This window comes from Luteitalea sp., from assembly GCF_022842525.1.
Taxonomy (GTDB): domain Bacteria; phylum Acidobacteriota; class Vicinamibacteria; order Vicinamibacterales; family Vicinamibacteraceae; genus Luteitalea.
Map to the genome: position 1 here is coordinate 24,127 of NZ_JALHPM010000026.1, position 19,223 is coordinate 43,349.

Sequence of the window (19,223 nt, forward strand, 5' to 3'; positions counted from 1 at the left end):
CACGTCGAGTAGCGAAACGTGTCTCTACCGGAAGGTAGCGTTTACACGCTCGACCGCGACGCCTTGGTCACCCTCGGCCGAGGTACGGCATGCCAGTGGCCATGACGGTCATGAACGGAACATTGGCGTTCAGGGGCAGGGCCGCCATATAGAGGACCGCCTGGACGACGTGTGCCACGTCGAACAGCGGCTCCTCGGCGAGGCTGCCGTCGGGCTGCCGGACGCCGCTGGCATAGCCGCGCGACATGTCGGTCGCCGCGTTGCCAATGTCGATTTGACCGCAGGCGATGTCGAAGGCCCGGCCGTCGAGCGCAGTGGCACGCGTCAGTCCGGTGACGCCGTGCTTGGTGGCGGCGTAGGGCGCCGAGTGGGGACGCGGGACGTGGGCGGCGATGGAGCCGTTGTTGATGATGCGTCCCCCCCGGGGCTGCTGGTGCTTCATCAGCCGCACCGCTTCCTGGGTACACAGGAACACGCCGGTCAGGTTGACGTCGACTACGGCCCGCCATTGCTCGTAGGTCAGGTCCTCGAGCGGGAGCGCCGGCGCGTTGACCCCGGCATTGTTGAACAGGAGGTCGAGCCGGCCGAACGACGACCCCACGGTGGCAAAGATGCCACGTACCGCCTCGGGTTGCGTGACATCGCCGGGCAGGACCAGGCAGGCGCCAGCGGGCGCTCCCGCCAGCGCGGCCGTCTCCTCGAGCGCCGCGGCGCGTCGCCCGACCAGCGCCACCGTGTAGCCGGCCTCGAGGAGGCCGACCGCCACCGCTCGTCCAATCCCGCTCCCGGCCCCCGTCACGAGGGCAATGCGCGCTGGTGCCATCTCGGCGCGAACGGTAGCATGGTCCGGCGCGACGCGCACAGGAGACTGCCCAGCGATGACCATGCTCGTGACGGGCGGCGCCGGCTTCCTCGGCACCCGCCTCATTCAACGTCTGCTTGCGGGTACGGCCCAGGTGCAGGCCGCCACCCGCGTGATCTGCGTGGATCAGGTGGCCAGCCCGCTCGCCGACGCCCGCGTCGTGTCGCACGTCGGCAGCATTGCCGACCCCGGCTTCGTCGCCACCGCGGTGGAACCCGACGTCACGGCGATCTGGCATCTGGCGGCGGTCCTCAGCGGCCAGTCGGACGCCGAACCCGACCTCGCCCTGACGGTGAACGTCGGCGGCACGCAGGCGCTGCTCGAGGCCTGCCGCCGGCTCGCCAGCCCCCCGCGCTTCGTGTTCGCCAGCACCATCGCGGTCTTCGGGCGCCCGCTGCCGGACGTGGTGCCGGAGGATCTCGCCCTGCGCCCGGCCTCGACCTACGGCACCACCAAGGCCATCGCCGAGCTGCTCGTGCTGGAGGCCACGCGGCGGGGCGTGGTGGATGGCCTGGCCTGCCGCGTGCCGACCGTCTCGGTGCGCCCCGGCCAACCCAACTCCGCGATGTCGAGCTTCGTGAGCGGGATCGTGCGCGAACCGCTGGCCGGCGTCGACAGCGTCTGCCCGGTGCCGCTCGACACACGGTTGTGGGTGGCCTCCCCCGCCACCACGACCGCGAACCTCGCCCACGCGGGAGTCGTCGGGCCCGAGGCCCTCGGACCGGTGCGCACCCTGAACCTGCCCGGTGTCACCCTGACACCGGCGGACCTGCTGGATAGCCTCGAGCGGGCGGCCGGGCCGACCACCCGCGCCCTGGTGCGCCTCGCCCCCGATGCCCGCATCAGCACCGTCGTCGGCAGCTGGCCCGGGGCCTTCGACGTCTCGCGGGCCCTGGCGCTGGGCTTCACGATCGACCGGGATGCGGATGCCCTGGTCGCGCAGTACCTGGCCGAGCGGGTCTAGCGCCAGCGAATCTCGTCGGGCGACAGCAGTGGCCGCGCGGCGGTCTCCGGCGCACTGGCGAACACGTCGAGCGGCGTGAGCGAGCCGAACCGCAGCCCGGCCCGCTGCTCGATGGTGGTGATGGGCACCTGATAGGTCTCGTAGGCCCCGAACACCGCCTCGCGATGCGGCAGGAAGCCGCGCTGCGACAGGACGTACCCGGAGACGCTGAGCGCGCCGGTCTCGTCGTGCACGAAGACGATGACCTTCCAGAACTCGATCGGGATCGGCACCTGCTCGAAGACCGGATCGTCGTCGCGCAGCACGGGGCCGGTCATCACCGAGATTTTCTGGTCGTCCTCGCGCGCACTCTGCAAGGCGTAGTCCTCGAGCCTGAGCCAGATGCCGGCGTTGAACGGTTGCATCTGCGGCACGGCATTGACCAGGTGCATCGAGTCCGTGTTGCCCTCGTCGGCGTCGGCGCGTGTCTGCCCCCAGGCGGGGTCCTCGCGACGCGTCATGTGCCCGCGACTGAAGCGCGGCGCGTTGCCGTAGACGGGGCCGGCCAGTTGCTGCGCCTGCGGGACCCGCGGGTCGAACCGCCAGTCGCGCCGACGCAGGTGCGGCACGCTCAGGCGCCCGTCGATGTTGACGGCACTCACGTAGCAGACGCGGCGCCGGGCACTCATCACCACGGAGAAGTGGCGGTACGGGATGGCCCGCAGGACCTCCCCCTGCCACGGCACCTCCAGGACATCGTCGGCACACACCACGGTGGGCAGCGGCGCGTCAGGCTGATCGGGTCCGAGGAAGTCGGCCCGATAGCCATCGCGCTCGCCGTAGCCCGCGGCTGCCGGGGCGAGCGGGGTCGGTTCGACGCCGCTGTCGGGGCGGGTCGGCATCGTCGGCACCGTGACCATCGGCGTGGCGGCCGCGAGCGCATCGAGGACGTATCGACCGCGCACCGCATAGTTGGTGCGCTCGAGGGCACCGGCGAAGTGCACGCCCAGGGCGCCGCCGGTCTCGAGGTCGATGACCACCGAGCCGGAGCTGCCCCCCAGGGTCGTGGCGTCGTGGGCGAAGGCCCAGGCCCCGGCGGGCATCGTGCCGATCTTGCCGGGGGAGAAGCGCTTGACGCCGTAGATGCCGCCGAACAGGCGTCGGGCCACCGCGACACTGCCCGACCCGATGGGATCCTCGGCCGGAAAGCCCACCACGGCGATGTCGCGCCCGACATCGAGCGGCACCTCGACGAACGGGATCGGGGGCGGCAACGACACGCCCTGGCCGGGCGCCAGTCGCAGCAGCGCCAGGTCGGGCGCCTGCGCATCGGCGAGATCGGCGAGGTACAGCACCTGATCCACGCCGATCTCGAACTCCTCCGGCGTGCCCGCGTCGACGTACTCCTCGCGCAGGTCGACGCACGCCGACATGGGGTCGTTGCCGAACGCCCGCCGGAACACCAGATGCGTCTGATCGCGGGCGACGAACTCGGCCGCGACGTGCGCGTTGGTGACGACGAGATTCTCGGCGACGATCCAGGCGGTGCCCGCTTGCTGGAGGCGGGGATGGCCCGAGAGTTCGACCCGGCCGACACTCGCGAGGCGGGATTCGTAGCGCAGGCGCGTCGCCTCGATGCGGCGACGCAACTCGGGCGACTCCGGCAACTGGATGCGGTTGCGCTGCACCAGCATCGACGGACGGCCGTGCGCCAGGATGACCGCCTCGACGTGGAACCGGCCGTCGGCCTCGGCGCTGCTGCGCGGGCCGGCACTCCAGCCCGGCTGCCCTTCCACGAAGGCGCGAATCGACGCCGTGCTGACGCCCGCGCGCACGGCCGGAGCGGGCGTGACATGGCGATCGGCCATGGCGAGCAGTTCGCGGGCGATGGCGGTGTCGGACGACAGCACCGCTTCGGCGCGTTCACGGAGGGTCATGTCAGGGTCAACGACGGCGAGGGGGACCGGCGTACAGAAACAGGCTCAGGGCTCAGGGCTCAAGGCTCACACAGACGGCTGCGGGCTCAGGGCTCACGGCGGGAGTGACAGATCGAGGTCGACGAGGATCGTGGCCTCGGCGTCGACGCCGTACGGGCCCTGCGCGACGACCTCGCCGTCGGGACCGACGATGAGGGAGCAGCCGATGCAGGCGTGTCCGGTCCAGGGACCCGAGGTGATGGGGCCGACACTGCTGGCGCCGGCGATCCGGAGGCGATGGTCGCGGGCGACCACGCCATAGCACTGGCGCCAGAGGTCGCCGTAGGGCGTGCGCGCCTGATCGTGGTCGGGCGGCACGGCCCAGGCGCACGGCGACAGGATGAGTGCCGCGCCCATGAGACCGAGGGTCCGGCTGACGACCTCGCCCGGCGCGAAGGCATCGGCGCAGATCATCAGGCCGATGCGGCCGTGCCGCGTGTCGACCACCCCGAGGCGATCGCCCCGCGCGTAGAGGTCGCACGCGAGACCGAGTTCGTTCAGCTTGCGGTGGTGCAGCAGCACGTCGCCACTCGGGCCGATCAGGACGGCGGCGTTGTAGACGACATCGCCGGCCCGTTCCGCGAGGCCGGTGCAGACGTGCGTGCCCGTGCGCACCGCGGCGTCCCGGACGGCGCGGCACCAGGGTCCATCGGGAATCGGCTCGGCCGCCGCACGGGTGTCGGCGGCCATCCATCCGAGCGGCAGCGCTTCCGGCAGCAGCACGATCTCGGCGCCCTCACTGGCCGCCCGATCGATGGCGGCGAGGGCGCGCTCGAGGGTGTCGTGTGCGGCCCCGGGCTGGACGAGGAGCTGGACGACCGCGAGTCGCAGGGTCATGCCGTGGCGCGCGCGGCGAGGAACAGCGCGTTGCACTCGGCCTCGAGTACGCCGCCGAGGATCGTGCAGCGCCAGCCTGGACTGCGTCGGGCGACTTCCTCGGCCAGGATGTCGATCTGCTTCCAGTCGTGTGCCTGCAGGAAGCGAATCGAGGTCCCGAAGACGACGGTCTCGATGCCCGCCCACAGGATGGCGCCCTGACACATCGGACAGGGTTCGGCGGTGGTGTACAGCGCCAGGCGGCGCCCCTCGAACTGCGGCTGGGCGCTGGCGAGCCGGTTGATGGCGTCGATCTCGCCGTGCCAGGTGGGATTCAGCGACGAGCGGTTCCACCCCTCGGCGACCACCGCCTGGGTCTCCTGATCGACGATGACGGCGCCGAATGGCAGGTCGGGAACGTGGCGAGCGGCCTCGATGGCGCGGCGCATGTGCACCTCGTGCATGCCCCAGCGTACACCGCGACGAGACGGCGGCCGTGCCTGTGGTATCCTTCTGGGTCGGTCGAGCCGCCGCGCCCGCGGCTACGGTTCGTCCGACACGCGCTCGTCGCACGTCCCCATCGTCCAGAGGCCCAGGACGCGGCCCTTTCAAGGCTGAAACACGGGTTCGAATCCCGTTGGGGACGCCACACTTTCCGCTCCATTGGCTCGCTACCGGTCAGCGACAGCTTCAGGGCAATTCGCCGCGTCGCACCGTTGGATTTGCCCTCCATCTGTGGTCGTACTGCGGGTATGAACGCCGCGGAGAAAATCGCGGTCAGCCTGCCCGACGGCCTGGCCGAGCGCGCCCGGAGAGCGGTCCGTCAGGGCCGCGCCGCCAGCGTCAGCGCGGACGTTGCATCTGCGCTTGCCGAGACGCTCAAGCTCGACGACCTGTCAGCGCTGCTCGAGGAGATGCTGGAGGAGACCGGAGGACCGTTGACTGCCCAGGAACGTGGTGCCGCCGATCAAGCGCTTGGTGTGAAAGCGTGCCCGAGCCGTCCGCGCCGGCGGGCAGCGTCCAACCGGAGTAGGCCGGCGCCGGATCGTCGCGCTCCTCCTGCGCAACATTCAGCACGGGCACCGTTTGGCCGTGCCTGCGGGTGCGGTCGGCCAGGTGTGGCGCGACGGGCGCAGACAGGCCCGGCTCGCACGATTGCTCGGCGCAGCGCACACCGAGGCCATTGCGCTCGACGACCAACGAGCACGCGAAGCCGGGCAGCTCTCTGGCGTCCGCGTCCGAGGAACGGCCGATGTCATCGATGCGTCCGTGGCGCTGTGTGCACGCACACGGGCGACCGCATCGTGACCTCGAAGCCTCACGATGCGAACGGGGAATCTTTCGTGCGTGCGATGACCACGGCTCCTGCTATGGCTTCTTGCTCGGCACCTGCCGCGATCGGACGATTCGCCGCCTCGCCATCGTCGCCAGGCCAAGAGCCATCAGGGCGAGACTTGACGGTTCGGGTACGTACGTCTTGAACCCGTAATCGGAGACGGCAAACCATCCATCCCCACGCCCGTGGTTGACGAACCCCGTGCCTCTGTCGTACTCCCCCGACGTCTCGAGCGCCCAGGTGTACGGGTTGAAAAGGCCCAGCCCGGGCGCCGTCGAGCTCAGCACGATAGCGAGGACGTCGCCAGGGACTACCTCGACTCGCTGGGACGAGAGTGGGATTCGTTCGAACGCGAAGGACCCCACGGAGAGGTTCTTGGCCTTCGCGGTGGTCGTTGCAAGCACGTGATCCGACGGCGTGCCGTTCGGAAGCGTCGTCCGGATCTCTATGACCAGATCGGCCGGAAACGTGACGATGCCATTCCGGTCCAGGCAGCAGGCCAGGTCGAGCTCGATGGCCGACAAGCGGCCGCGTAGCCCCACCGTAAAGGTCTGTGCGAGGGTTTGAGTATCCTCGGCCAGATAGCCATTGAGAGGTGGCGAAGGAGGAATGGCAAACTGGTCCAGCAAGACCGAGCTTGCCCCGCAGGGTGTCGTCGAGAGCAAGGAAATCGCGAACAACAGGCAGCGACTGCGACTCGACGCCACGGTGCCTCCTCGTACGCTTGACGATGGTGACCGAACCTGCCCACGGCCGCGTGAAGGATGCGAAACTATGGCACCTGCGGGTCCCGGGCGCAATTGAGAAGGCGCTGATCGACCATGGGCGCCACGCGATGGCCGTCAGTGCCCCTGGCGCATCCCCGGAATCTCCACAGGATCAAGCGGATGGCTCCTGCAGCTAGAATCGAACCTGGGCGAGAACACCCCGTCGCGTTGGCTCCAGCCAAGGCATCAGGGTGACCGGCGGGAGTCCACGCCGCCGCTGGTAGACGGGCTGGTTGATCGACGCATCGATCTTCTGCCCTATGCCGATTGCCAGCACGGCGCTGAGCCCCCCGAAGACCACTGTTGCCATGCCCTTCATGCTATTGCTGTCTGAGACGCCGGCCTCTTCCCATCGGTGGATACCAAACACGAGCACAGGCGCGACGGCAGCCCCGATGAGAGCACCATTCCAGGTCGAGTCAACGATATCGATCCGCGCTACGGCGTCCGCTGGAAACTGACGGTCGGTCGGCGTGTTGAACAGGCGAAGAAGGGGCGACGCTGCTCGTTGGTGGACCACCACTTGCTCTGCCGAGATGGATGACACGCGCCCCCGCGTCTTCCGCCCCGCTGCGTCCCACACCACGACCTCGTGCCCACGTTCGAGCATCGGCTCTAGCTTCTCAAAGGACGCGAGCACTGGCTGCCCCTTGAGCAAGTCGTCGGCGCTCACGCGAGGACGACTGGCCGGCGGAACAGCACTGCCGCTGCTACTGATCTGGTCACCCACGTCCTGGGCGAAGGCGACATGCCTGGTGGCCCCAATCACGAGCAGGAGCGCCCATACGAATCGGACCGTCACGAGGCCTCCGTCATTTCTTGCAGCTTCGGTTTCGGGCGGCTGGCCATGCCTGACCTCGATAGCTCCGTCCGCCCAACGTGCTCCGCTTCAGCCGCGGCGCCTCATGATGGTGCCGGGCGCCGTCGGCTGCAAGCGGCGTTTAGCCGGAGCATCGCGGCGCCAATCGATGCATGCCAAGAACCTTTGGACGGCTCGCCCAAGTGCGGCCAAGAACTGCGTCTCGGACGACGCGGGCAACACGATCGACTCGAGATCGTGACGAAACGCCTCGAACGGATCTCCTCCATCGCGCCCCGCCGCCCCAAGCGCGTACATCAGAGCGACGTGCCCGGCGTACCCTCGCCCCGCGGAGTAGGTGGGACAGCCGAGTTCATGGCCGGACCGAAGAATCAGGCCAATCTAGAGCGCGCTCCGCGAATCCGCTGCAGCCGGAGGTTGGCGGCCCTATGGATGAGTGAGGGCCGTGACCCGGGCAGGAGTGGCTTCAAAGATCGTCGGTGTCAGGGGATATGGCTGGTCGCGCGAGTCTCGAACCACTTGCTCTCGGGCCGGGGCCACGAACGAGGACGATGCGTTCGAGGACCACATGATCAGGAAGTCTCGGTTCGGAATGGCCGCATGGAAGGGCGAACCCAGCTCCTTCGCGACGGACGCGCGAAACGTTGGCGACAGGAGACGGACGGCGTCGTAGCCGTCAGTGACGGCGACGACCACGAACCGGTCCGCTCCTGAGGAGACCTGGAGGGGCCCCCTTGACGGCGAGCAGGCCGAACAAAGGAGGAGACAGGTCAGGACGACAGCGCCGACGACCTGACCAGACAATCTGGCATCTGCCCCAAGCAGAACGACAGCTGGGCACGGCACCATCGGTGGGGCCGCGGTGGCCTCTTCAGACCCTGTCGCCAACGCGCCAAGCGATGCGGCAGAACGCCACAGCCATCGAACCCCTCGGGGGGCCTGGCGACGGGCCGCTCGGGAGTCGTCACACGGGGGCTCCCGAACCGCCGCCGCCATGAGGTCGACCCTGGCCTCCCACAAACGGCCGAACGCGAAGCATTCTGCCCCACCACGCCACCGATCGAGGGCAGATCGCGCACGTGAACGAACAGAAGACGAAGAACGTGTCAGAAGATCCGCATGTTGGGGTCTCCAGCGTCCATTAGTGGCATTTTGAGTGAATACATTCAGTGAATTCACTTCGAGCATGTGCAGAGTCTGACCCCTTACGGCCACTTCAGCCCACACCAGGCAACTACACTCAGTGAGCATATTCATCAACGCGCGTTCTGCAGCGCGCACAGCTGGAATTACGCGCGAGTTCCCCCTCCCCCTGGCTCTACAATGCAGCGCATGCCGCGCGTCGGAGGCAGTTCGTGGTCGCTGGTCGTCCCTGACGACTGGACCGTGCAGTATGACGAGGAGTGCCTGACGCTCGTGGCGCCGTCCGAAGCCGAAGCCCTGCAGGTCAGCGCCTACCGCAAGGACGGCCCCGTCGTCGATGACGACCTGCGCGGGTTGTCGGCCGACCACCTGGCGGCGGGCGTGGTGCCGGTCGGCGCCTCCCATGGCGATTTCGAGGGACTCGCGTTCACGTTCCCGTCCGAGGACGGCCTCGCCCGCCAGGAGTGGTACCTCCGCCACGGGGCGCATGTGCTCTTCGTCTCGTTCACCCGCGAGGACGAGGGCGACGCCCATGACGGACGGCTGCTGCAGCGGATCCTCGGCACGCTCTCGGCCACCGGCGTGCCAACGCCGACTCGGTAGCCCGGCGTCGGTGTCTCGCCGACTCGACGGTCACCCACCGTACAATCACGGCCAACCGATGAAAGCGATGTCCCGCCCGTGAGCCAGTGGTCCGATGACGTGTTCCTCGATGGCTTGCGGCGGTCCGGCGATCCCCGGGCCGACGAGGCGGTGCGGCGCCTGCGTGACGAAGGCGGGTCAGCGGCGGTCGGCCGGGCCTTTCGCGTGCTGCAGGGCAACGACACCCCCTTGCCGCCGGACGCGCCCGAGGCGCTCCACGCCTTCATGCGCGACGCCGGGGGCCTGCCCGCCGGCACCGATCGGGCGCGCCTGCACCGCGGCGGCGAGGCATTCCTCCGCAACGCGCTCCCGTCGGTGGTGGTGCTGCTCGCCTCGAGCCTGCCCCGTGGCTACGCCGCCCCGTGCCTGACCGAGATCCTGTCGATTTCCGGCGATCTCGAGCGCCATCCATACGAGCGGCTGATGGGCGTGGTGCAGCTGCTGGTCAACGTCTCGGACGGCCACGCCTTCGACGACCACGGCCGGGCCATCGTCACCGCGAAGAAGCTGCGGTTGCTGCACGCCGGCATTCGCGTGCTCACCGACACCTACCGCCCCGACTTCCGGGCCCGCTTCCAGGTGCCGGTCAACCACGAGGACATGCTCGCGACGATCATGGCCTTCTCCTACCTGCTGGTGGACGGCATCCGCCGGCTGGGACTGCCGCTGGCCGACGACGAGGCGGAAGACCTCTACTACTTGTGGCGCATCTTTGCCCAGTTGATGGGCATCCATCCCGAGGGACGGCCCGACGACGCCAGCTTGGTGCCGGCGACTCTGGCCGAAGCGGCGGAGTTCTATGCGGCGTACGTGCGGCGCAACAACACGATGCCCGACCGCAATCCCGCTGGCGTGGCGCTGACCACCAGCAATCTCCGGATGATGACGCGGCTCCTGCCCCCGGTCGCGCGGATGGTCGGCCTCGGGTGGGCGCCGCGGCTCTGCATGACCGAGCTGATGTCGCGCGAGGAACTGGCGCGCGTCGGCTTCACCCCGCTGACCGGCCATGGCCTGCTCAAGGCCGTCCTGACAGGCGTCCTGCGGGTCGGACAGTGGGCGGGCGAACGCAACGCGTTCATCGACAAGGTGGCCCATCTGGTGCTGCAGGGCATGGTCGCCGTCGACCGCCGCGGCGAGGTGGTATTCTCCGTGCCCTTCAGCCGGCTGGACCTGCGCGGGCCGGCCTTCGAATGATCATCCCCACCCACGTCGATTCCCGAGGACACGACCGATGGTGAGCATCGTCTGGATCAACTGGCAGGACTACACGGGCCTGGAGTTCTTCTTCTATGGCCTGGGTTGCCTGCTGTGGGTGCTCGCCTACGGCATCTACATCCGCAACATCTTCACACTCAAGTACGTCGAGATGCCGGTCTTTGCCGGCTGCTGCGACGTGGCGTGGGAGTTCGTGTGGAGTTTCCTCGCGCAGAACGACATGGGGATGATCTTCCAGGGCGCCAACTACGTCTGGTTCTTCCTCGATGCCGGGCTGATCTTCAGCTACGGCGTGCTGTTTCTCGGCGCCAAGCAGCTGACGGTGCCGCAACTCGCGCCCCGGCACATCTTCATCCCGGCCTGCCTGTTCATCGCCGTGCTCGCCGGCGCGGCCACCTACTACATGCACGTCCAGGGCCTCGACAACAGCGTCGGGGGCCGCTCGGCCTACCTGATCCAGCTGTCGATCTCGTTCCTCTACATCCCGCTGATGCTGCGGCAGCCGACGCTCGAGTACTTCTCCTTCAACGCCAACTGGATGCGGGCGGCGGGCTCGGCGCTGGTCGTGGTGTTCTTCTTCCTGCACTACCCCGACGACAGGTTCCTGCAGACGATCGGCTGCTCGGCCGCGATCGTCGACGCCGTGTTCCTCTACCTGTTCGTGCAGAAGCGTCGTCAGCTCGCCGTCGGCGGGCCTGCCGTCAGGCAGGTGGCTCTGGCGTGATCTCGAGCAGCGGAGCCACCAGCGTCCTGGCCTCGTCGGCCCGGCCCTGGTCACGGAGGAGCCGCCCGAGCGCCACCGACGCCCGCACCTCGAACGCGTGCGCGCCCTGCTGCTGCGCGATGGCGATGGCCTCGCGCAGCACCCGCTCGATCTCGCTGGCCTCGGCGCCTTCGGCCTCCAGAACCAGCGCGGCGAGGCGCCGCAGCTCGGCTTCCCAGTAGCGCTCGCCGCTCTCGCCGGTCATCTGGATCGCCTCGGTCAGCAGGGCCCGCGCCCGCGGCGTCCGCCCCTGTGCCAGGCAGCGCTCGACCACCCACGCCAGGTAACGGGTGCACTGCAGGTTGCTGCCGTACGCCGTCCGCATGATGGTGATGGACGTGGCCGCCTCCTCGATGAGGGCATCCACCTCCGCGGGATCGGGGGTGCGCGACAGGCGGATGATCGCGAGGCCGAGGGTCCAGAACACGGTCCAGTACTGGTAGCCGTGCTCGGTGCTGAGGGCGATCAGCGCCTCGGTCCGGGCCTGCGCCACGTCGATGTCGCCCATCGAGATCGCGAGCGCCATCCGATCGACCAGTGCCACCGACTCCGTGAACGGCGAGCAGGCGCGGCCGCGGGCGATCGCGTCGTCCGAGACCCGCGCGCCGGTCTCGGCGTCGCCGAGCACCCAGAGGACATCCCCGAGCAGCGACTGCCCGACCGCGCCGATGTCGTAGGCAATGGCCGGCGTGCCCAGCCCCTCGGCGGGATAGATCGCGAGCAGCGCCTCGAACCCGTCGCGCGCCTCGGCGAACCGGCCGAGGAACGCATCGGAGGCCGCCGCGGTGTAGAGGCCGAGCAGTCGCGCGTCCATGTCGCCGCGCCCGACGCCCCAGGCGAGGCGCTGTCCGGCCAGTTCGCGCGCCCGCAGCAGCTTGCCGCGGCTGGCGTAGAAGTTCCACAAGCCGAAGTAGAGCTCGTGCGGCACGTCGCCGACCTGGCCGATGAGCGCCAGCAGGCGATCCTGCGTCGCCTCGACGTCCGGCGACGACAAGCCGCGCACGATTCCCAGCGACATCGCCAGCGCGCTGCGCACCGCGATCTCCTGGCGATCGCGCATCGGGGACGGTGGGAGCGCCTCGAGTGCCTCGGCCGCATTCTGGAGGTGGCCGATCGCGTCGGCGTGGGCGGATCGGGCCATCGCGAGCTGACCGGCGCCGAGCCAGCACTCGCACGCCCGCTCGTACTGCTCGGCTGCGAGGCAATGGTGCGCGATCACTTCCCCGAGGACATCGTCGCTACCCGCGCGCTTCTGCTCCTCGAGGGCATCGGCGATGCGCAGGTGGATCTGCTGGCGCTCGCGGCGCAACAGCGAATCGTAGGCGGCATCGCGCACCAGCGCGTGCTTGAAGGCATAGCGGGCCTGGGCGCCGAAGCCGCGGCGGTGGACGAGGCCCGACTGCACCAGCTGTCGCAGTTCGCGCTCGAGCTGCTCCGGCGGATGCGACGACACGGCCGCCAGCAGGGGCATGGTGAAGGCCCGTCCGATCACCGAGGCGAGCTGCGCGACTTCCTTGGCGGCCCCCAGGCGACCGAGACGCGCCGTCAGCGAATCACGCAGCGTCGTCGGCAGCTCGTGCCATTCGCCCGAGGCCCCGCTCTCGAGCACCGAGCGCGTCAATTCCTCGACGAACAGCGGCACGCCGTCCGTCTTGCTGATGATGTGCGAGCGGACCTGCGGCTGCAGCGCCTGATCGCCCGAGAGCAAGCGGATCAGCCGTTCCGTGTCGTCCGTGGTCAGCGCCCCGAGGGAGATCTGCGACACCTGGGCCCGGGCGGCCCAGGGGACGTCCAGCGTGTTGGGGCGCAGTGTCATGACCAGGAACAGCGGTGCCGCCTGCGCCTGATCGATCAGGCGATCGAGCCATGCCAGTGTCGTTGCGTCGAGCCAATGCAGGTCCTCGACCAGCAGGACGATCGGCTCGCGCGCCGCCATCTCCAGCAGCAGGGCGACCAGGGCATCGAGCGTCTCCTCACGCTGGCGCTCGGGCGACATCGACGGTGCCGGCCGCCCCGCGGGCAGGGGCAGGTCGAGCAGCGCCGAGAACAGGGGCTGCGCTTCGGCCAGTTCGCACGCCGCGAGCAGCGTCGCCAGTTGCTCGGACGGCGTCGCGCCCGCTTCGACCACCATCAGGCGCTGCAGCAACTGCACGACGGCATGCAGCGGCGTGTGCTGGGTATAGGGCGTGCCGTGCGTCTGCAGCCAGCGCACCGTCCGCGCCCCGGCGGTGTCGTTGACGCGCTCGCGCAGCGCACGCAGCAGTCGCGACTTGCCGATGCCGGGCTCGCCGGTGATCAGCACCGCCTGGCCGGTACCGGCGCGGGCCTCGCTCCAGCGGGCCAGCAGGAGATCGAGTTCCTTGTCGCGACCGACGAGCGGCGCGAGGTCGAACGTGACCTCTTCGCCAGTGTCCTGACCCTCGCGGACGCGATACGGCACCATCGCCACGCCCGACCCGGGCGTGGTCGGGAAGGGCGCCAACGCCTCGGCCTCGACGCCCCGGTGCACCAGCGATCGCGTGGCGGCACTGATGACGACGGAGCCGGGCTCGGCGGACGCGAGCAGGCGGAGCGCGACGTCGAGTGTGCTGCCGAGCACCACGGGCTCTGGGGCGTTGGCATGGGTCGAGACCACCGCCGTGCCCGTGTGGATGCCCACCCGCAGCGACGGCCGCACGCGGTGGCGCCCGGAGGCGTCCTCGAGGTGCGCCTCGACCTCGCCCACCAGATCGAGCGCGGCCCTCACCGCACGCCAGGCATCGTCCTCGTGCGCGGCGGGATAGCCGAAGTACACGAGGAGACGATGCCCCATCGCGTTGCCGAGCGATCCGTCGTAGCGCTGCGCCGCCATCTGCACGAGCGGCCGCACCTGCAGCATCAGTTCGTACAAGGTCTCGGGATCGAAGACCTGCAAGGCCTCCACGTCCGGGCGGGCACCGTCGGCGAGTTCGCAGCAGAGCACGGTCATCTGGCGGCGCTCGATGCTCGTGAGCGGCGGCGGCGTGGCCGAGCGCACCGGACCTGGCCTCGGCCCGTCGACGTGCGTGTGCACCTCGGTGGCGGCCGTCACCAGGCGCCGCGAGGGATGGTCGAGCCCTCCCGCGCGTTCGATGCGCTCGAGCGCCGCGGCTACTTCCCAACTGCTCTGGGGACGCTGCGCCGCCGACTTGCGGATCAGGCGGTGCGTGAGATCGACGAGATCCCTGGGCGTCGCCGGCACGAGTTGCCCGAGCGACTCGGGTTCATAGGCGCAGATGCGCGCCAGCGTCTCGGTCGGCGTGGCCGCGTGAAACGGCGACAGCCCCGTGAGCATCTCGTAGATGAGCGAGCCGAGCGAGAACAGGTCGGACCGATGATCGACGGTCAGCCCCTGCGCCTGCTCCGGTGACATGGCGTGGCAGGTGCCGACCACCGTGCCGGGACTGGAGATCTCCTGGTCGAAGTCGCCGTCGTAGGCCTTCGCCAATCCGAAGTCGAGAATCTTGACCCGACCGGGCCCCGTCACCATCACGTTGGCGGCCTTGAGGTCGCGATGCACGATGCCCTGGGCATGTGCTTCCGACAGGCCTTCGGCGATCTGGCGGGCGTAGTGGACCACGCTGGCGAGGTCGAGGCGGCCCTCGCGCAGGAGACGGTCGAGCGTCTTGCCCTCGACCAGTTCCATCACGATCCAGTCGCCTTCCGACGACTCGACGATCTCGTAGATGTGGACGATCGAAGGATGGTTCAGGCGCGCAGCCATCCGCGCCTCGCGCCGGAATCGCAGGCTGCGCGACTGGTCGACGAGGGTGGGGATCAGTCGCTTGATGGCAACGGGACGCTGCAGCGCCTCGTCGAACGCTCGATAGACGGCACCCATGCCCCCGGCGCCGAGTCTTTGACCGAGTCGATACTGGCCGACCCGCGCTGGCGGGCCTGCCTGTCCACCTTCCGGGGTGGAGGTCACACGAGGATTTTAGTCCATCATCGGCGGCCGTGTGTCGTCGTGCCGCCTCGGCCGCCGTCCACCCGGCCGTCCGCCTGCCCGGACCGCCCTCATGGGGCCGGCGCGATCAGGCGCACGGCCCCGGGCCGCATCACGTACTCGCACCGCGCGGCCTCGAGCACTTCCCCATCGGTGTTGATCTTGATGGTCCGCGAGAAGGACAGCGTGACCGCACGCGTCCGGAAATAGGCCACGTCGTCGTCGTCCACGTGATGGCCCGAGGACAGGCGCGGCAGGAGCGCGAGGAAGTCCAGTGTCGACGTGGCGCGCACCAGACACACTTCCATCAGGCCATCGTCGGGACGCGCCGTCGGGGCCAGCTGATGCCCGCCGCCGATGTAGGCGCCATTGCAGATGGCGAACAGCTGCAGGTCCGCCTCGAGCGACCGTCCCTCCCACTCGACGCGGACGCCGACCGGTTCGTACTCGAGGACCGCCCGCGCGCCCCCGATGAGGTAGGCCAGCGTGCCGACGGCCTGCTTCATCCCGCTGGACACGTTGGCGGACGTCTCCGCCGTGAAGCCTCCTGCCGAGGCATTGAGGAACACCCGATCGCCGAGCGACACGAGGTCGACGCGGCGCTCGTGTCCCGCGGCCAGCGCCGCCAGCGCGACGTCGGACTCAGCCATGCCAAGGGTTCGTGCGAAGTCGTTGCCCGTCCCGGCGGGAATCAGCCCGATGGCACAGCGCTCCAGGCCGTCTGGTGCCGATGCCACGCCGTTGACCACCTCGTTCAGCGTGCCGTCGCCTCCCACCGCCACGACGATGTCGACTCCCAAGGCGGCGCTGTCGTGGGCAAACCGTTCGGCATCGCCCCTGGCGGCCGTTTCCCGCACGTGGACGTCGTGTCCGGCCGACCGCAGATGCTGCTGGACCTCCCCAAGGGCGTCGCTCCCCTGCGCGGTGCCAGAGGCAGGGTTGGCAATCAGCACGATGCGCATGGGGCCGCTCACGCCTTCGGAGTCGGAGGACGGGAAGTCCTCGAGGGCAGCCAGCCTCGGAGCCGTTGCCAGCTGCGCGCCGGAGACGGGACGCCCGACGTGACCTGTCCGATCAGCTGCTGGGCCAACTGGCGCCCCTGGTCGAGCCCCTCCGCGGTGTATCGCGACAGGCTCTCGGCCGTCACCTCCGCACCGCCGAGTGCCCAGGCGGTCAGACCGCGCCCCATCGCGTAGGTCCCGGCATACGCAATCGCTACCTTCGGCACGAGTCCGGCGACGGGAATCAGACCGACGAGTTGCCGCGCGACCTGCCGGAACAGGAAGCCGCCGCCGATCACGCCGAGAATCTCGGTCATCATCGAGCGCGGGCTGTCGTTGCGGCCAGCGGCGAGCGCGATCTTGTAGCCCATGATCAGCTGGTTCTTGGTGAGCACGATCATGTCGCCGAGGTTGAGCGGTGCGGTCAGCACGGGGATGGTCTCGGCCAGGCCCGTGGTGACCGCGAACGACGCATTGGCCTTGGCCGTCTCGTCGACGATGGCCTCGGCCACGACCTGCCGGAACACGGGCAGGGCGGCCGCGATCGCGAGTCGGGCATCCCCTTCCACCTGCGCGATGACGGCGAGCAGCAGCGCCCGCGGCGCGTTCATCACGTCCAGCGCAGCCACGCGAGCCTGCTCGGCCACCCGCCGTGCGGCCGCGTCGGGCGTCTCCGAGCCGACCACGAGCGTGAGGCGCGGCCAGTGCGAGCGGATGCAGTGCTCGTCGACGGCCTTCATCCGCACGGACAGCTCTGCGGTGCCAGTGGCCAGCACCACCACCAGCGGCGTGGTCGGTCGCTGCCGCACCGTGTCGGGATCGACCACGACCACATACGGGTGGACGCTGCCGCCGGGCACGGCACCGAGACCGGCCCGAACGCGTTCGCCGATGGAGGCGTCCTCGGCCACGACCAGGAGTTCGAAGGGCGTGCGTGCGGAGGCACGAATCCGTTCGAGGTCGACGTCGCTGATGACACGCCAGAGATTTGCCAGCTTGAGGGACGACATGGGCCGTCCTGCAGTGTACCCGCGGCGGGCGCCCCTCGGACGCCGCCCGTCTACGTGGTGCGCGTGGGTGCCGCCGAGCTGGATCGGCGTCGCGTGCGACGAACGCCCTGCAGGACGATGATGTTGCGGCGCAGCAGGGCGACGTCCTGGGCCTGTCTGGCGTCGCGCAGGATGGCCCGCACGGCGGCGAAGACGGCCCGATCGTCGGCGCTCAGCGCCTCATCGTCCAGCGCATCGCTGATGCGCAGTTCGAGGTCGGCGACCGACTCCAGCGCCTCGAGCGACAGCAGCGCCCGCCCATCGGGGAGTGGCACGAGTTGCACCCCGGCCCGCTGCTCCAGCGCGGGCGTCGCGCGCACGCTGATCACCGCATGGTTGCCGAACACGACGAGTTCTGCGGCTGGCCGAGACGTCGTGGGGGTCTTGCGTTCGATGAGACTCACGACGGCGCGACCGAGATCGCCGTGGGTCTGCGCCAGGCGCGCGATGGCCGACTCGGGCAGGGTCAGGCTGACGACACGGGTCGGCCCGTCGAACTTCTTGGGACGGCCGCGGGGGCGGCGCAGGGCGCCAATCAGACTCGTCGGCATGGCGTAATTCTGCCACTGCTCGCTTTGCCACGGAAATATTCGTGCGGCAGGAATAATGGTGGCCATGACCGACCTCGTCCTCCTCCTGGCGCTGATCCTCATCAACGGCGTGTTCGCGATGTCGGAGATTGCCCTCGTGAGTTCGCGCCATGCCAGGCTGCAGCAGCTGGTCGACGCGGCCCACCCGGGTGCCGCGCAGGCCCTGCGGCTCTCGGCGGACCCGACGCACTTCCTCTCGACGGTCCAGGTCGGCATCACCAGCATCGGCATCCTGAGTGGTGCCGTCGGTGAATCGGCCATTGCCGTCCGCGTCCAGGGGTGGTTGCTGCGCGTCCCCGTGCTCGCGCCCTATGCCGAACCGTTGTCGCTGGTCGCGATGGTGGTGAGCCTGACCTACGTGTCGCTGATTCTCGGCGAACTCGTCCCCAAGCGCCTCGGGTTGACGTCCCCTGAACGCATCGCGTCGCTGGTCGCCCGTCCGATGTCGGTGCTGGCCACCGTCGGCCGTCCCCTGGTGCTGCTCCTGTCGGCGTCGACGAACCTGGTGTTGACCATCCTGCGCGTCTCCCGGACGCCGCAGCCCGTCGTCAGCGTCGAGGAAATCAAGCTGCTGATGGCGCAGGGGACACAGGCAGGGATCTTCGAGCTGGCCGAACAGGATCTGGTCGAGAACGTCCTGCATCTGGACGACCGACATGTCGGCGCCATTCTGACGCCGCGCGCCGACGTCGTCTGCCTCGACGTGCGCCGGTCCTGGGCCGAGAACGCCACCACGCTGCAAGCCAACCCGCACGCCGTGCTGCCGGTCTGCCGCGGCGGCCTCGACGACGTCATCGGCGTCGCGCATTCCTCGGTCATCCTGGGGCACCTGCTCCGGGGCGAGCGCGTGGATCTCGAGGCGTTGGCCACGGAGGCCCTGTTCGTGCCTCGGACCATCACGCTGATGGATCTGCTGCAGGAGTTCCGGCAACGACACGTCCCGGTCGCCCTGGTCATCGACGAGTTCGGAGGCGTCAACGGGCTCGTCAGCCTGACCGACGTCATGGCGGCGATCGTCGGTGAGCTCCCGGAAACGCGGGATGCCGATCCCGCCATCGTCACGCGCGACGATGGCACTCATCTGGTCGATGGCGCGATCGAACTGGCCACCCTCGAGCGGCACCTGGACCTGCCCCTGTCCTCCGACGAGGATCGGCACCACTACCACACGCTGGGCGGGCTGGCGATGTTCGTCCTGGGCCGCGTCCCCCGCGTCGGCGACGTCTTCGCCATTGGCCGCTGTCGCCTGGAGATCGTCGACATGGACGGCCATCGCGTCGACCGCGTGCTGGTCGGCGTCGATCCACCGCCGACCGCCGGCCCGGAGTGACACGGC

15 protein-coding genes and 1 tRNA gene are annotated in these 19,223 nt (G+C 69.4%); 6 read left to right on the forward strand and 10 right to left on the reverse strand.

The genetic code is table 11. From position 1 onward, the window contains the following. Positions 1–67: 67 nt before the first annotated feature. Positions 68–823 (reverse strand): SDR family oxidoreductase, encoded by a 756-nt coding sequence (locus Q0C41_RS07720; protein WP_291982505.1) that lies wholly within the window; start codon positions 821–823, stop codon positions 68–70. A 55-nt stretch (positions 824–878) separates the two neighbouring features. Between Q0C41_RS07720 and denD the strand changes: the two genes are divergently transcribed. Beyond that, positions 879–1,826, forward strand: coding sequence for a D-erythronate dehydrogenase (gene denD, locus Q0C41_RS07725; RefSeq protein WP_291982507.1), 948 nt, complete (start codon positions 879–881; stop codon positions 1,824–1,826). On the opposite strand, the gene Q0C41_RS07730 is transcribed toward denD, so the two are convergent. From Q0C41_RS07730 to Q0C41_RS07740, 3 genes are all read right to left on the reverse strand, one after another. Then, positions 1,823–3,742 carry a DNA/RNA non-specific endonuclease gene (locus Q0C41_RS07730; RefSeq protein ID WP_291982509.1) on the reverse strand — a complete coding sequence of 640 codons (1,920 nt, stop codon included), beginning with the start codon at positions 3,740–3,742 and terminating at the stop codon, positions 1,823–1,825. The genes denD and Q0C41_RS07730 overlap by 4 nt on opposite strands. A 93-nt stretch (positions 3,743–3,835) precedes the next feature. Then, complete coding sequence (locus tag Q0C41_RS07735; RefSeq protein ID WP_291982511.1) at positions 3,836–4,618, reverse strand: carbon-nitrogen hydrolase family protein; 783 nt, start codon at positions 4,616–4,618, stop codon at positions 3,836–3,838. Further along, positions 4,615–5,061, reverse strand: coding sequence for a nucleoside deaminase (locus Q0C41_RS07740; protein WP_291982513.1), 447 nt, complete (start codon positions 5,059–5,061; stop codon positions 4,615–4,617). The genes Q0C41_RS07735 and Q0C41_RS07740 overlap by 4 nt, the downstream gene beginning before the upstream one ends. Before the next feature lie 109 nt (positions 5,062–5,170). Between Q0C41_RS07740 and Q0C41_RS07745 the strand changes: the two genes are divergently transcribed. Then, positions 5,171–5,246, forward strand: a tRNA-Glu gene (locus tag Q0C41_RS07745). Positions 5,247–5,965: 719 nt separating this feature from the next. Here the strand turns inward: Q0C41_RS07745 and Q0C41_RS07750 are convergent. After that, positions 5,966–6,640, reverse strand: a complete 675-nt coding sequence (locus tag Q0C41_RS07750) for a PEP-CTERM sorting domain-containing protein (RefSeq protein WP_291982515.1) — start codon at positions 6,638–6,640, stop codon at positions 5,966–5,968. A gap of 193 nt (positions 6,641–6,833) precedes the next feature. Then, the gene (locus Q0C41_RS07755; RefSeq protein WP_291982517.1) at positions 6,834–7,373 is read right to left on the reverse strand and encodes a hypothetical protein; all 540 of its coding nucleotides are present in this window, start codon (positions 7,371–7,373) and stop codon (positions 6,834–6,836) included. Between the two features lie 1,479 nt (positions 7,374–8,852). Here Q0C41_RS07755 and Q0C41_RS07760 point away from each other — a divergent pair. From Q0C41_RS07760 to Q0C41_RS07770, 3 genes are all read left to right on the forward strand, one after another. Further along, positions 8,853–9,266, forward strand: a complete 414-nt coding sequence (locus Q0C41_RS07760) for a hypothetical protein (RefSeq protein WP_291982519.1) — start codon at positions 8,853–8,855, stop codon at positions 9,264–9,266. Positions 9,267–9,344: 78 nt separating this feature from the next. After that, on the forward strand, positions 9,345–10,499 hold the full coding sequence (locus Q0C41_RS07765) for an oxygenase MpaB family protein (protein ID WP_291982521.1): 1,155 nt from the start codon (positions 9,345–9,347) through the stop codon (positions 10,497–10,499). A 37-nt stretch (positions 10,500–10,536) separates the two neighbouring features. Beyond that, positions 10,537–11,244, forward strand: a complete 708-nt coding sequence (locus tag Q0C41_RS07770) for a hypothetical protein (protein WP_291982522.1) — start codon at positions 10,537–10,539, stop codon at positions 11,242–11,244. Here Q0C41_RS07770 and Q0C41_RS07775 read toward each other — a convergent pair. The 4 genes from Q0C41_RS07775 to Q0C41_RS07790 all read right to left on the reverse strand — a co-directional run bounded on the left by Q0C41_RS07775 (position 11,222) and on the right by Q0C41_RS07790 (position 17,848). Beyond that, complete coding sequence (locus Q0C41_RS07775) at positions 11,222–15,229, reverse strand: serine/threonine-protein kinase PknK (RefSeq protein ID WP_291982524.1); 4,008 nt, start codon at positions 15,227–15,229, stop codon at positions 11,222–11,224. The two genes, Q0C41_RS07770 and Q0C41_RS07775, sit on opposite strands and share 23 nt — an antisense overlap. Before the next feature lie 89 nt (positions 15,230–15,318). Beyond that, on the reverse strand, positions 15,319–16,209 hold the full coding sequence (locus tag Q0C41_RS07780; protein ID WP_291982527.1) for a diacylglycerol kinase family protein: 891 nt from the start codon (positions 16,207–16,209) through the stop codon (positions 15,319–15,321). A gap of 8 nt (positions 16,210–16,217) precedes the next feature. After that, positions 16,218–17,258 (reverse strand): hypothetical protein, encoded by a 1,041-nt coding sequence (locus tag Q0C41_RS07785; protein WP_291982529.1) that lies wholly within the window; start codon positions 17,256–17,258, stop codon positions 16,218–16,220. Between the two features lie 50 nt (positions 17,259–17,308). Further along, positions 17,309–17,848, reverse strand: a complete 540-nt coding sequence (locus tag Q0C41_RS07790) for a hypothetical protein (RefSeq protein WP_291982531.1) — start codon at positions 17,846–17,848, stop codon at positions 17,309–17,311. Positions 17,849–17,912: 64 nt separating this feature from the next. Here Q0C41_RS07790 and Q0C41_RS07795 point away from each other — a divergent pair, with 64 nt between their 5' ends. Continuing rightward, on the forward strand, positions 17,913–19,217 hold the full coding sequence (locus Q0C41_RS07795; RefSeq protein ID WP_291982533.1) for a hemolysin family protein: 1,305 nt from the start codon (positions 17,913–17,915) through the stop codon (positions 19,215–19,217). Positions 19,218–19,223: the final 6 nt, after the last annotated feature.